This window comes from Streptomyces marokkonensis (assembly GCF_008312835.1).
Taxonomy (GTDB): domain Bacteria; phylum Actinomycetota; class Actinomycetes; order Streptomycetales; family Streptomycetaceae; genus Streptomyces; species Streptomyces marokkonensis_A.
On sequence record NZ_VSKS01000015.1, the window covers coordinates 162,063 to 176,125 of the forward strand.

7 protein-coding genes are annotated in these 14,063 nt (G+C 69.4%); 2 read left to right on the plus strand and 5 right to left on the minus strand.

Annotated features, from left to right (window positions below; all coding sequences use genetic code 11):
- Positions 1-38 precede the first annotated feature (38 nt).
- Together F1615_RS24545 and F1615_RS24550 are read right to left on the minus strand one after the other, a co-directional pair.
- Complete coding sequence (locus tag F1615_RS24545) at positions 39-4,514, minus strand: peptidoglycan-binding protein (RefSeq protein ID WP_149551241.1); 4,476 nt, start codon at positions 4,512-4,514, stop codon at positions 39-41.
- Between the two features lie 36 nt (positions 4,515-4,550).
- Positions 4,551-7,460 carry a hypothetical protein gene (locus F1615_RS24550; RefSeq protein ID WP_208818395.1) on the minus strand — a complete coding sequence of 970 codons (2,910 nt, stop codon included), beginning with the start codon at positions 7,458-7,460 and terminating at the stop codon, positions 4,551-4,553.
- 537 nt (positions 7,461-7,997) lie between these two features.
- On the opposite strand from F1615_RS24550, the gene F1615_RS24555 reads away from it, so the two are divergent.
- Positions 7,998-9,470 (plus strand): hypothetical protein, encoded by a 1,473-nt coding sequence (locus F1615_RS24555; protein ID WP_149551243.1) that lies wholly within the window; start codon positions 7,998-8,000, stop codon positions 9,468-9,470.
- 11 nt (positions 9,471-9,481) lie between these two features.
- Here F1615_RS24555 and F1615_RS24560 read toward each other — a convergent pair whose 3' ends face one another.
- Together F1615_RS24560 and F1615_RS24565 are read right to left on the minus strand one after the other, a co-directional pair.
- A complete protein-coding gene (locus F1615_RS24560; RefSeq protein ID WP_149551244.1) occupies positions 9,482-10,936 on the minus strand; it encodes a DUF308 domain-containing protein in 1,455 nt (484 codons plus the stop codon).
- Between the two features lie 220 nt (positions 10,937-11,156).
- Complete coding sequence (locus F1615_RS24565) at positions 11,157-11,522, minus strand: transglycosylase family protein (protein ID WP_149551245.1); 366 nt, start codon at positions 11,520-11,522, stop codon at positions 11,157-11,159.
- A 951-nt stretch (positions 11,523-12,473) separates the two neighbouring features.
- Here F1615_RS24565 and F1615_RS24575 point away from each other — a divergent pair.
- A complete protein-coding gene (locus F1615_RS24575) occupies positions 12,474-12,809 on the plus strand; it encodes a hypothetical protein (RefSeq protein WP_149551246.1) in 336 nt (111 codons plus the stop codon).
- Between the two features lie 320 nt (positions 12,810-13,129).
- Here the strand turns inward: F1615_RS24575 and F1615_RS24585 are convergent, their stop codons facing one another.
- Positions 13,130-14,002, minus strand: coding sequence for a hypothetical protein (locus tag F1615_RS24585; RefSeq protein ID WP_244328829.1), 873 nt, complete (start codon positions 14,000-14,002; stop codon positions 13,130-13,132).
- Between the last annotated feature and the right edge of the window lie 61 nt (positions 14,003-14,063).

Below are 14,063 nucleotides of genomic sequence, written 5' to 3' on the forward strand. Positions count from 1 at the left end.
CGCCGCCGGCCGGCCGGTGGGGGCACCTGGTCACGAGTTCAGCGCCATCGGTCGCCGTCGCGCCGGTGCCGGTCGCGCCTGTCGTGGTCGTCGCGCCTGTCGTGGTCGTGATGCCGGTGGCCGTCGAACAGGGGCACGGTGTCGCAGTACACCACCGGCCCGGGCGTGGTGGGTGGGGTGGCCGCGTCGGGCGGTATGCCGCCGGTCTCCATGACCAGCAGGCGCAGTCGGTCTCGCTGAATGTCCGGGGGCAGCGGGACCTGGCCGACATAGGACGGGTTCCGCGTGGAAGCAGCGTCGATCGAGGTCAGCGTCACGGTGGTGTCGTCGAGCGTGACCCAGGCGAGGTCCTCGTCGGCCACGGCGTTCCGACGTTGCACGGTGGCCGTGATCCGGGGCGGCGGGGAGTCGACCGGGTCGTACGACGGACCGGTGACGGAGACGGTCGGTATGTCGTCCAGTCGCACCCGCAGTTCGCGGTCGGGCAGCGTCTGGACCAGATCGCTGACGACGACCGGTGAGATCTCCGCCTCCGGGATCGAGTCCGGCTGGTAGCGGACCAGGGCCAGCCGCACGAAGGGCAGATAGGCGTCCCCGGTGTCGAGGTCCAGGTCGCAGAACCAGCGGTTCCCCTCGGGGTCGAACTGCGGGGCGAAGCCCAGGACGGTGACGGTGGGCGACGACCCGGTGGGCGTCACCGGCACGACCTCGGCATGCCGCACGGCGTTGGTGAACGTCGCCACCGTGGGGGCGACGACATGCGCGGAGCGGTGGACGGGGTCGCGGCCCATCACTGTCACGCCCAGACCGTCCGTGGCAACCGTGCCGGCGCCTGGTGCGGGCCCGAGCACCACACCGAGGAGCTCGCCGTCTCCGGAGGAGAACCAGGGACGCTGCAGGAACACGCGGATTCCGCGGCCGTGTCGGCGCCGGACGACGGTGTCGGGTGAGCCTTCGACGGTCTCGAAGGAGAGCGTGGGCACGCAGTACAGCACTCTCGGTGCGGTGGGCCGGGCGCTGCTGGGTACCGAGTGCGCCACGGCCGTGCCTTCCACGGTCAGCGCGGTCGCGTCGTGCTCGGCCAGTCGGGACGGGAAGCAGTCGCCGAACCTGGTTCCGGCCACCGGATGATAGAGCACCCGGCGGTGCTTGGTGTCGCCGAACTCGTGCTTCCTCGGCTCCGGCCTGGTCGCACTGACCGGCTCCACCGGCTCCACCGGCTCCTCGGCCGCGCGGGTGCTGAAGCTCAGGGTGCCGTCCTGGAGGGTGGCGGGCTCGGGACCGCCCGCGTCGTTCGAGGGCAGCCTGGCTGTGAGGAGATCGAAGACCGGCGCGGTCATCGGACGTTCCGCGCGGCCTTCGTCGCCTTCGTCCACCACTTCGGTCCACGACGCGACGAGTTCGATCCGGTCGGTGCTGTCCTTGTCCAGTGCGATCGTTCCGGCGAGGTGCTCGGCGGTGGCGCCGCCGGGACGGTGCTCCGTGGCCCGCAGGTCCAGGACGGGTTGCCTCAGGGGCCGCTGGACCGCGTGCACGAGGGTGATTTCCTGCCAGGGCGTGAACATCCAGTGGCGCCCGGCGGCAGCCAGGTCCAGCGCCCTGGAAGCCAGCCTCCGCTCCTCCTCGTCCTGCCGTGCCGCCTCCTCCTCGTCCCGCCGCGCCGCCTCCTCCTCGTCCTCCGGCCCGGCTTCCGGTCCCGACTGCCGGCCGGGCTGTTCCCTGCACCAGGAGGCCAGGCCCATCAGCGTCTCGTCGAACTGGATCGCGGAACACACCCGTACGGTGGCCACCCGGGCTTTCGGGAGAGAGACCGTCAGCACGCGTGACGACTCGTCGAAGTGAGGTGGCGCGGTGCCTTCGGCCAGCCTCAGCCGGAACGAGCGGGACCGGTGCCAGACATCGCCTCCCCACGGGACCTCGAACGGCTCGTCCTCCCCCATGCCCGGCAGGTCGAGCAGCAGTGCTCCGTTGGCCATGGGTTCGCGGAGGTAGGGCAGTTCGACCTGGTCCCCCTGGTGCCGGGCGGTCACCACGGGGTGCTCCGGGTCGGCGGCGGGCGAGTCGACCGGTGTCACTTCGGCGTCGGGAGCCGGATCACCGAGGGAGCCGTTCTCGCGGGAGGCCAGCGCGTAGCCGGCTTCCCTGGCGGCCGGGTCACGCGAACCGATGGCCCCGTCGAGCAGCCCGTGCCGCTCGACGCACTGCAGTGAGGCCTTCGGAGCCACCAGGTGCCGTTCGTCGACCCCGCTGAAGGGGGTGTGGTCGCCTGTCGTGACCAGCGGGGAGTTGTTGAGGTGGGCGGCGTACTGTTCGGCGGTCCTGGCCGGTTCCGCGTCCCGGGAGGCGCCCTCCGCCGGACCGGAGTCGTCGGCGGCGGTGTCACAGTCGACGGCGAAGCCGCTCTTGCGGCCGAGTTCCGTCAGGGACCGACAGCCGGGGATGCCGTCGGCATCCCGGCCGCGGAAGCCCTGTTCGCGCTGCTCGGCGGCGTAGGCCTCCGCGGTCTGCGGGCCGAAGTGCCCTGTCGCGCCGGCAGGGACGGGGTGGTTGCGGGCGATCAGGGCCTGCTGGACGAGACGTATGTCGTCGTTGGTCCGACCGGGCCGCACGTTACGGAGCACGACGGTCCGCGGGCCGGGGCCGGGGGCCGCGCCGCCGGCCGGGCCCGGTTCGCTGCCCGGGGTGCTCCGGATGACCATCCGGGACACCGAGGCACCCTCGTCGAGGGGCGACCTGGGTACCACGGCGGGAGCGGGCACGGACTCGAACCTCCGGAACACGAGGGGACCGTTCCCCGGCAGCACCCAGTCGCCGCCGTCGTCCCGGTCCACCAGGGCGTCGGCTTCCCTCAGGGTGAGGCCGTTGCCCGCCAGGTCGACGGTGCGCAGCCGTATCCGGTATCCACGGCCGAACCTCAGACGGGGCAGCGAGCCCTTCTGCACGCCGATGTCGATTTCCAGCGGAAGGTGGGTCTGCGCCTCATTGGTGGGTTCGACGACCTCGTCGGGCGCTCCCTCCCCCGTACCCAGGACCCGCCCGGGACGCGGAGCGGACAGCGACCACCCCTCCCAGGTCATGAGCCGTTCGGGAACGTACAGGTCGTCGCTGTCGGCATCGTCCGGCGGTGACACCAGGTTCACCTGGAAGAAGCCCTCGTCGGAGGCCGTGAGGAGCGGCTCGTCGCCGCCGGGCGAACGGTACTCGACGGTGCGTGCGTGCAACGAGTACCAGCGTGCCCGGGAGTCGTCCCAGACATCCATCCGGTGGCCCCTGACCAGGTCATCGGCCCAGAGTTCGGGCATGACGGAGGAGTCCGACGGGTTCGGCTGGTGGCCGTCCTCCGCCTGCTGCCGCGCCGCCGACGCGGCGGCGGCCGCGTCGTTGTGCTGGTCCGCCTCCGCCAGTTTGTCCGCGAGCACCCCTTTGCGATCGTCCCTGACCAAGGAGATCCCCTGTGTACGGACCGGAGCCAGTCCCTTGGTCTCCGGGCGCGGCCCGGTCGCATCCGTTTCGGCGCCACCGGCCTCGCCGGGATCCCGGGCGAGGTCCGCCAGCTTGAGCGCGGCGGCGTCGATGTCGGCCTGCTCGAGGGAGAAGTCGGCCTCGGGCAGCGCCACCAGGCCGAGCGCCGGAGAGCCCAGCGGATCGGACTCGGCGTTCCGGGAGGCGGCGACGAACAGCATCCGCTCGGGGAGGAAGACGTAGCGGGTGCGCGAGGGAAGGTTCTGTGAATCGGGTCCGAGTTCGGACACCCAGTCCGGCACCACGCTCATGGAGTGCTCGCCCGAGGAGACGGGGACACGCTCGGCCGGCAGGAGGAAGTCCAGGATCAGCCCGAGCCGCCGGAGCAGCGCCGGGTGGTCACCGAGTGAGGTGAGCATCTGGTGGAAATCCGGCTCGGGCTTCTCCGGTGCGGGAGCTCGCGGGACATCTCCGCTCGAGAGCGTCGGCGCACTCCGGGCCGGAGGCTGGTGGAAAGCCGCCACTTCGCCGAGACCTCGGCGCATGTCATGGGCCCGGGAGACGAGTCCGGGCTGCCCGGAGCTCATCATCCTCTGCATGACGGAGCGCATCTCAGGGGGCTGTTCGGGATACTCCCTGGCGGCCGTCCGGTAGGCCGTCCGGGTCGCGTCGGCGGCCGCCGCGGCCGAGTAGGTGCGGGCCCCTTCGGCCCGCGGGGCCATGCTCTCGAAGACGTACGGCTCCACCGGGATGTCCTCGCCGAAGAGTGCCGTCCAGAGCGCGTGGTCGGGAGCCGGACCGGACGGTCGGACCGGGCCGCTGAAAGAGGGCGAGACGCGCTCTCCCGGCCCGAACTCGAAGGTCGCGTCCCTGATCTTGTCGGGCCAGGCGAGGAAGTCCCGGAACGAACCCAGCGTGCCGCAGTCCCGATCTTCCGGCAGGGCGGCCGCCTGTTCCGGGTCCGGTGCTCCGAGCCGGGGAGCGACGAAGACCGAGACCTTCGCCTGGGTGCCGTCCGCCGACAGCCCCGCCGGAAGCACTGTCCACAACACTTTCTGTACGCACTTCATGATCACGTCCCGACCGGTCTACGGTTCGCCGTCGAAGCCCAGGCAGTAGTCCTCCCAATGCGTCTCCCGGTCGAAGCAGTCGACGAACGTGGGGTCGCCCGGTGCCCCCGAGAAACTCCGCTCGAGGCTGAGCGACACGGACTTGCTGAAGAAGGCGATGGTCACGCTCACGGTCAGGGTGCCTCTCCCCCGGACCACCGACTCGCTGCCGTTCTTCTCGTACGTCAGCTCCAGATAGAACTCGACGGAGACGGTGACGATGCCCAGCACGGTCAGGAAGCCGCTGCATCGCAGATAGCCGCCCACCGTGACGTTCCCGTCCCTGAGCTCGAAGCGGACACCGGCCATCACCGTCACTCCGCCACTCGCCACTCCCAGGTTCAGTGCCGCGGCCCCACCGAACTCGATGGCGCCCTCGGCCTCCCTGATGCCCTTCTCCGCGTCGACCAGCATGGAGAAGTAGCCACCGCCACCGAACAGGGAGACGGTGACGTTGAAGGGACGCTGCCGCTCGGACACCGAAAAGCGGAAGGAGATGACCTTGTCGGCGTCGAAGGGGATGATCAGTTCCGTCTTCAAGCAGACGTTCGCGAGGGAGAAGACACCGACGCCGATGGCCGGGAGGGCCAGCGCGTAGCCGGTTCGGATGCCCCATGGCTGGACATCCACGAACGCGCCGGAACCGAAGGCGTCGGCGGGCAGGGCGCTGCGCAGCGTGTCGATGAAGCGGAGGTCCCCCAGGAACCTCATCTCCAGGCCGGAGGCCGACACGTCCGGCTTGCTGCCGGGGACGGACCTGAACCTCAGGTCGGCGATCTCCACACGGACGACGCCGGCGATCTGCAGGGCGATGTCCCGCAGCCGGCCTTCGACCGACGTCTTGTTCCCGGCGTCCTTCGAGACGACCGTCCGTGCGTCCAGGGTGAGTACCGCGCCGTTCACGTCCAGGGGGAACGGCTCCGCCCCGGGCGGCGTCCTGGGCGGTTCGAGCCTCGTCTTCCACACGTAGCGCAGTTCCTTGCCGGCCCCGTCGGCGAGGTCCCGTACCCGCAGCACGGGTGCCGGGATCGTGCCGCCCGCGTCGTCCAGCAGTGCCTGGATCTCACGGTCTCCGAGTTGCTTCAGCCGATCCAGGTCCGGGGCGGCGATGGGCCCCAGCAGTGCGCCCAGGTCGATGAAGCCGAGCAACTTGGCGGCTCCGAGAGCGTTCCTGATCTCCGCGGTGGGGTCGTTCCCGAACACGTCCGGCACGACACCCGCCTGGCTGGTGATCACCTTGACCCCGGCGTCGGGCCGGGCAAGTCCACCGACGCTCTCCGAGGCGAATTCGAGGCCGATCGCATCGACGAGGTCGAGGTAGGCGCGTGCCGGATGCGCCGCCATGCCGTGGTCGCGGTAGCGGTGGTTGAACGTGACAGGCACGTCCCCCGCCTTCGGCGCGAACGGTTCGAGGGCGGGGACCCGCACGTCGGCGCCGGACACGACGAGGGTTCCGGCCAGCGGGTGTTCACCTCCGGCCGTCTTCCGGGTCATCTCGAACTTCAGCCTGCCCACCGCGTGACTGGTGCTGCCGGGAGCGTCGGCGGGTGGCTGTGCCATGGCCATGACCTGCCCGCCCAGAGACCGCTCGACGCGGTCCCTCACCCCGGTCTCGCTCTGCGAGTACCTGTCCCGTAGCTCCTCCCAGTTGCCGGCCCGTGAGGCGGGCACGAAGACCAGCGGCATGGTGAAGCTGACCTTGCGGCCCTCGCGATCGGTCGCGAGCACGGTGAACTGATGGTCGTGCACACCGTCCTGCAGCTCGATCCAGAACGCCTGCCGCGGCTCCGGCTGCTTCTTGGCATTCCGGGGCCAGACGGTCCTGAGCAGCGGGGTGACCCGGTCGGTGACACGGAGCTCGGTGAAGGGCATCTCGCGCCCCTGGTGCGCGAAGCCGGTGTTCTCCCCGTAGCGCACCTCGGGTTCACGGAGGACGATCCGGTCCTCCCGGCGCAGATGGGCCACGATGCCCTCGTCCTTGTGGGCGACGAAGAGGCGCTTGACCTCGCTCACCAGGAGAGCCGGGTGCCCGGTGGAGAGAAAGCCTCGGGTGACGACCCTGACGAACTGGTCACGTCCCAGACCCGTGATGTGGTCGTACGCCGCCAGGTCGTGCCAGGTCGTGTCGATCGACTCGAGCTGCGCGACGGCGCCCGGCGACATGTCCTCCCAGGCGCCGTGCAGGTGGGCGGAGGCACCGAGGGGCGTCGCGATGAACTGCTCGGCCCGCAAAGGCGCGCTGGGCAGCGGGATGGGCGCGCCCGCGGCATCGATCAGCTCCGTCCGGCTGGTGAGCGTGACCAGGTCCGCCAGGTTCTCCGTGGTCAAGGGGAAGCGCGCGGGAACGGAAGGCCGGTCGTCGGCCCGCGCGAGGGCCCGCAGCAGTGCGTCGCCGCCCCGTTCGCCGCTCAGCAGGGCGTGCCACACGCCGGTGCGGCCATCGGCGCTGCGAGGCTCCGGCGGGCATGCCCAGTTGACGGGTTCGTCGTAGGTGAGCAGAAGCCGGGTGGGGAACTCGATGACGCTTCCGAGCAGTTCGGCAGGCGTGGTGCCGGGCCGAACCACCGGCACTGTCATCGGCACCAGCCGCTCCCAGTCGAGCAGGGATTCCAGGGACAGCTCCAGACTGTCCACCTCGGGCGGCACCGAGAAGACCAACTGGGTGGCACCGGAGGTGAACGCCCTCACGGTTGCGAGGGGGACGGTCGTGCCGTCCACCTGCTGGGGAACTACTTCCTCCAGGATGTGTTGCGGTGGCAGCCCGACAAGGATCAGCGTCGGCGCGGCCGGCTCCCGCCGCACCAGGCGGCTGCCGTCGGACCGGAGGTTCACCAGGCCGATGTCGGCCACGAGCATGTCCGCCGGCCGCACGACCCGGAACGGCCCCACCGCGCCGTCGTCGTCGGGGCGGTCCGGCTGACGGTCCCAGGGACGCCAGGGGCCGCGCCAACGCGGACGTCCGTGGCGGCCGTCGCCGCCGGGTTGGCCCGAACGGCCGTCACCGCCGGGGCGGTCCGAACGGCCACCACCGCCGGGGCGCCCCGGGCTACCACCTCTTCCGGAGCCACCACCCTCACGATGATGTCGGAGCAGTTCCGGGGATGGTGTCGGTGTGACGGCATGACTGCTGTGGGAGGCCATGAGGGAACCCCCTCGTGCGAGGGACGGGAAGGCAGGGCCGGTCCAAGGCCACTCGCCTCTCCCTTTCTATGGTGCGCCCGCGCGCGGAACATCACCAATGAGAACACCGGGTGCGCCGCGGCCCGGCTGCGGCCTGTGATCCCTTTGCACAAAGCCCCGGACGGGGGAAGAGTGGATTCATATCGACTCCGCATTCTTCCAGTCCCGAAGCTTAGTACCGCCGTCAACGAAAACAGTCCGTCACGCGGGCGGGACAGTACGACGCCAAGCCTATCTGGAACCATTATGGCCAGGATTTCCCGGCGACACATATGTCAGGCGGCCAACGCATCCGTTCTGGCTGCAGCGCTCGCATTGCCGGCAGGTCTGTCGATCGCAGCGGCCAATTCTCAGGGTCTGAACGGTGGAACCGCAGGAGCACCGGCTCAGACCACGGAGCCTCCACCGTCTCCTCCTGGACCGAGCGATCCGACCGGCCCCGAGACGCCCCCGTCACCGTCGGCGGACTCCGATCCCCCGATCGATCCGGACACGCCGACGGAGGAGACGACTTCTCCCCCCTCCACGCCGAACGGGACGCCCGACACCACTCAGCCGACGGGCCCCGGCACGACGGATGAACCGACGTCCGACACCTCGCCGGAGCAGAATGCGGGCGTCGACGAGGCGACGACGAGCCTCACGGAGGAGAAGGAACGAGTCCCCGAGGAACTCACGGGGACCGTGGAAGCACTGATCACCATCGTCACCACGGTCGACAGTCCGGAGACGCTGCCACAGGACAAACAGGGAATCATCGAGAGCGCGGAGAACCTGTCCGTCGCACTGGCAGCCATCAGCGACCCACGAACGCCTCCCGAGCTACGCAAGGAGTTGACCGCCATCGTGAAGCAGGTCACCGCGGCACTCGAGGCGTTCAACGCTCCAGGGGTGCCGCCGGAAGAACGATCCATGCTCATCCTGGTGGCCAAACGGACGACATCCACCCTGGACATGATCTGCGATCCCGATACGCCACAGGACGTTCGGGATCCAATGATCGCGACGGTGAAGGACACCACCTACGCGGCGATGATGAGCCACAGCGGGTCTCCAGCCGGCTCGACGGACGCGACCCAGCCGACAAACCCGGGTCCCCAGCAGGACGTTTCGAACAACCTGGTGCCGGTGAGCTCCTCTTCGGAGATAGTGCAGGACCGGAGGACCCCTCCGAAGGAACGCGAAGAACTCGCGAAGATCACACAGCAGGTCAGCGCGCTGCTGAAAAGGATCAGCGATCCGCGCACGTCGCCGGGGGATCGGTCCAAGGCCAAGAAGGAGCTGGATGAGAAAACCTCTCGCATGAGGGACCAGCAGGAGGATTCCGCCTCCGCCCAGAAGCGCCCGGAGGAGTCGCTCGGCAAGGCCGCCGCCTTCTGCACGAGTGCCATCTTCGAGACCACCCGTGAATCCGACCTCATGGCCGGACTGGAGAGGCTGGTTCCCGCGCAATGGGAGGACGAAGGGGTCAAGGACTTCTGGAAGGCCGAGGAGAAGAGCAACGACATGCTCGAGGTCCTCGCCCAGCTACGGAACAACGAGCACACCCACGGTCCGTTCGAAGTCGTACCGCTCGTCACCGCACTCGCCGAGCTCGTCCCGCGCGACGAGCTGTTCGGGACTCTGGGCGGCTCTGCCCTTTCCTGCCGGCAGACTGCCAAGTACCTGAACGAGGAAGGGATCACCGTGGGTACCTGGCCCACGAAGACCAGCGAGTGACCGGGATGGCGTCACAGCCCGGCAGATCGCAGTATCTCGGCCACGGAGATCTCCGCATCGGCCCGGGCCCTGGCAGCTCCGTACCTCTCCAGTTCTCTCCTTTCCTCCGAGTAGTCACCCAGTCCGTAGAAGTTGAAGGGGACGGACGAGATCGAGGAGATGAACTGGTCCCCCGGGGACCACACAGCCGTCACGAAGCGCGGCTTGCGTGTCACGTTGATGAGATTGTTGTTGTGCCGCACCCTCCCTCGGTATATGAGCTGCTCCCCGCACACCGCCGGCTCGCAGTGGTAGGCCCTGTCATGTTTGTTCCACGAACGATGAGCGGATCTGAACTCCTGCACGTCGATCCTGCCGCGGTCCTTCCTCATGTATGCGATCTGCAAATCGATGCTCACGGTGTCGTATCCGACGTTCCTGGGAAGTTGAAAAACACGATTGAGAGCATATTCCTGCCCCACGTCGAGCGAGTTGCCGATTTCGTAGAAGCTTCCACTGCTGATCGTGGTGTACTCGAGCTGGTCGACGTAGAGCTCAGCCTCTCCCTCACGCGCACCGTACCGTTCCACGCTCTCCCTCCACTCCGGCATCAGGTCCCCTTCGCCCCGCGAGTACACGGCGACCCTGCCGCGGACCGTGTAGATGTCGTTGATGATGTACACCGGGATCCCTCCGGTGTTCTTCATGTAGAGCGTCAGCGGGACATGCACGTAGGGAAGTTTCTTGTCCTCCCAGGCCTTACCGAACTCCGCCTTCAGGATGAAATGCATGGGGGCGGCCGCAGGCTGATACATAGTGGAATAGGCGAGACTGACAGCCGTCAGGAGGGCCGTGGCCACAACCCCGGCCGCGAATTTCTTGGGTTGCGGTACCCCTTTCCACGACTTCTGGCGCACCAGCAGGCACACGGCCCATATGGACCAGCAGAGAGCGGGCAGGTAGACGAGCAGGTAGCGCGTGTACTCCCTCTCCTCGAACCAGAGGAGAAGAAGGAGACTGTCGGTGGCCAGCACAATGATGGCACCGAGGAGGGTGACCGCCCCTGAGGCCCTGAACTGTCGTCTCCCCCAGTAGTCGAGGGCGGCGATCGCGGCAATCCCCAACACCACGCCCGACAGGACGAACAGCACACCCGTCAGCCGTTGTGCGAACGTCAGCGCCCCCGAGGCGTCCGGCCATCCGATGACCGCGTTGAAAACCATGGAAGCGAGCAGCCCGGCCATCATGAGTGACATGGTCGAGCGCCTTCTCCATGCGCGGTCGGGCCAGGTCCTGCTGTCACCCCCGCGCCAGCTCACGGATGCCGGATCGTCCAGATCCATGTCTTCCGGGTAGCCGAGACGCTTGAGTATCTTGCGCAGCGCGGCCGGTGACCAGGCGCTGCCGACCGTCTCGCCGCCGACGGTGACGCGGCGAAGACCACGACTGTCCGGCGACTCCACGACGACCCATGGACGGAGGCTCATGACCACAGACTCGAACCTCGGCCGGCATGGTGCACGCGGAGTTGACCCGATTGCCGTCCGGCCGGTCAAGGCCGCGGCCGGTCCGGATTGACGCACCGCAGTCTCCGGGGCATACGGGCACTCCGGCCGGAGGCCGCCAGCCTGTCCTCCACCTCTCACCACACAGGAGAAGTTCGGAGTCCGGACATCTGCCGGACCCCGGCGCGTCGGTGTCGAGGGCTCAGGCGCAGGACCAGGCCGACATTCCCTGGATGCGGGCCAGGCGTTCGGCCACGGCGATCTGTTCCTTTCGGGTGGCCAGGTCCGCGCGCGGGGCGTACTTCAGACCGCCGGCCGCGGCCCAGCTGGACTGCTTGAACTGCAGTCCGCCGTAGTGGCCGTTTCCGGTGTTCGCCTTCCAGTTGCCGCTGGATTCGCACTCGGCGATGGCGTCCCAGTCGGTTCCCGAGACGATCGCCGGCGCGGCCACCGCCTCGGTCGTCGTGCCGAGGGCAGCCGCGGCGACCAGGACCACCAGGGCGGTCCGGATCCGGATCCCGTGCGCGGTGCGCGCGGTGCCCGCATGAGTGTGTCGTCTGCTCGTCATAGGGAGACTGTTACTTCACGGGCCGGGGTGACGGCACGCGGGAGGCCGTCTGCTTACGCCGGATGGGGTCGAACTGCACCCGTCGGCCGCTCGCGCCGCGGTGCCACCCCCGGCAGTGCGGCCTCGGACGAGGCCGGTCGCGCCGCGGCCGATCGGTGCCGTCCTTGACCTGGATCTCGCAGGGCTGGAATTACAGGCCGGGACAGCCGGGGTGGGACCTGGACGTCGCGCGTCCGTATGCGCAGCGGTGCTCGGAGTCGCACGCGGTCGCTGGCTCCGCCGCCGTACGACGGGCGGCACGGGCAGGACGTGGCAGGCGGAACTGGTCACGTCCGGCCCGTGAGGGCGGCTGCTGTGGCTCCCGTTGCGCGCCGGCGAGGGGAAACCGCGTTCCGTCAGGAGACCGGCTCGTCAGCGTGTCGTCGCGCGCGTCGGGCAACGTCACACCCTGAGTGACGGGGAGACCGCGCCCTCCGCCTCGTCGCCCTGAAGTGGAGCGTCGGGCAGGCCTTGCACCTGCATTTCCCCGCGGGAAGCGGGACGTCTTGCCTTAGACGACCAACGCGTCGGCGCGGAACCGCCGAAGCGGCCGGCGCCTTCGCGACCACTATGGCGCAGACTCCCCGACCGCGCACACCGGGACCGGCGTCCGAGCACGACGACGTGCCTCGAAGGCCGACGCGGAGTACCTGGCCCACGTGACCGAGCGGCACCTGCGCGACGGGTACCGCGAACGGGACCTCCTTCCCGGGGGTGTGGAGACCGTCATCGGAGCCGACAGCACCCTGACCGAGACCGTCGACCGCATCATGCGCGACACCGGTCCTGCGGAGCCGGCCGCGCCCGCCGGCACGTCGGCCGGTGGCGCTCCCCCCCCCGTCGGTGCGCCGAGGCTCAAGTTGTTCTCAATTTCCTTGTGCTGTCCGTTCCTCGACGGACAGGGTGATCTCCATGAAAGGCTTCGGGAAGCTGAGTGCTGACAACAACTTCGTGCTGCTCGTCCGGGATGCGGACGTGATCGGTGGGGCTCTGCGTAAGGCCCTGGCCGAGGCCGCGCCCGAGGAGCGGCCGGGTCTGGAGCGCGCCGTCGCGCTCGTCGAGTCGGCTGCGGCGGCGACCGACGCCGAGCTGCGCGCCCGCTGGGCCCGCGCCCGGCTGGCCGCGGTCGGTTTCACCGGAGATGTCGCCTCGGTCGCGGCGGTGAAGGCGCTCCGTCAGGCGGAACCCCAGCTGAGCCTGGTGGCAGCCGTGGAACTGCAGAAGGCCGCGGTGGCTCATCCGAAGTAGCGCCCGGGCTCGGCGGGCAGGTCGCGACGCCGCGCGGTGCGCCGTGTGACGGCCTGGGGCGGGAGGGGGGTGCTCTCAGCGCGCCCCCATCTCCACCGGCCCCTTCAGCCGCCTGGAGCAGGGGCGCGGACCGCACCCCTCGCGCCGAGTGCTTCAGGGCATCGCCCGCGCGCTGCGGCTGCCCGGATCCGCGGCGTGCACCACGGCGTCCGCCCGCGAGGCGGCCGGAGGTGGCCGCGCCCGGATCCTCACCGGCGCGGGAGAACGGACAGCGACCGACCGCACGGGGCAGTCGGCCTCGGCCTGCCCGTCCCTCCTGGTCAGCTCTGCCGGCGACCGCTCCGGAGGACCTTGTCGGTCATGTCGGCCACCTGCTCGGCCCGCGGGGCCTCGGCGTCGACCTCGGTACCGAAGTCCGAGAACTGCATGACCGTGGTCATCTCGAGCTGCTGGGGGGCCGCGCCGCTGTCGGGCTTCGCGGAGGCGGATGCCGGGGCCTTGACGGTCATGTCGATCTGCTGGCGGCGGAGCCGGCCCTCGTCGTCGAGCCAGACCTGCATCGGCAGCGTCGGACCGAGCTGTTCGCGCATCTGATCGCCGCCCGGCAGCCGGGCGACATCCACCGAGACCCGGTAGTGGGTGGTGTTCACCCCGTCGATCTTCTCGGTGCCGACCTCGGTGACGTCCTTGTCGGTGATCGCCTTGGCATAGGCCGCGGTCCGGGCCGGGTCACCGATCTGCTGGTTGTTCACACCCTGCTGCTCGGCGACCTTCCGCAGGTCGATCTTGATCCAGGGCTTGCCACCGGGAGCCTTCTGGCCCGGAGCCTTCTGGTACAGGATCTCGTCGACCACCCGCTGCTCCAGGCGCTCGCCCTCCGCTTCGATGGTCATGACGCTGTCGCCCTCGGCCAGATCGAGGACGCCCTCACCGTCGGAGGTGACGGATTTTCCCTCCGCGGCCATCTTCATGCTGACCGTCATGCGTGCCGACTCCGCTTCGGCCGTCTTGTCGTAGGCGGCTCGTACCGCCGTCGTGCCCTGTTCCTGGCCGCTCCCCTCACCGGTGCTCGCGGCCGGCGACGCGTCGCCCTTGCCCTTCGGCTCACCGTCGCCACCGCATCCGGTCAGGACCAGGCTCCCCATGACCGCGGCGATCGTGATCGTGCCGGCCTTCGTCCCCCTGCGACGCATATGAAACCCCATCTCCTCTACGAGTCCGCTCGCTCATCCACGCAAGAGCGATCCGGCGACC

What these genes read in the sequence shown, in the direction of transcription:
- F1615_RS24555 (WP_149551243.1), top strand. Translation starts at nt 7,998, where the DNA reads ATGGCCAGGATTTCCCGGCGACACATATGTCAGGCGGCCAACGCATCC.
- F1615_RS24560 (WP_149551244.1), bottom strand. Translation starts at nt 10,936, where the DNA reads ATGAGCCTCCGTCCATGGGTCGTCGTGGAGTCGCCGGACAGTCGTGGT.
- F1615_RS24565 (WP_149551245.1), bottom strand. Translation starts at nt 11,522, where the DNA reads ATGACGAGCAGACGACACACTCATGCGGGCACCGCGCGCACCGCGCAC.
- F1615_RS24575 (WP_149551246.1), top strand. Translation starts at nt 12,474, where the DNA reads ATGAAAGGCTTCGGGAAGCTGAGTGCTGACAACAACTTCGTGCTGCTC.
- F1615_RS24585 (WP_244328829.1), bottom strand. Translation starts at nt 14,002, where the DNA reads ATGCGTCGCAGGGGGACGAAGGCCGGCACGATCACGATCGCCGCGGTC.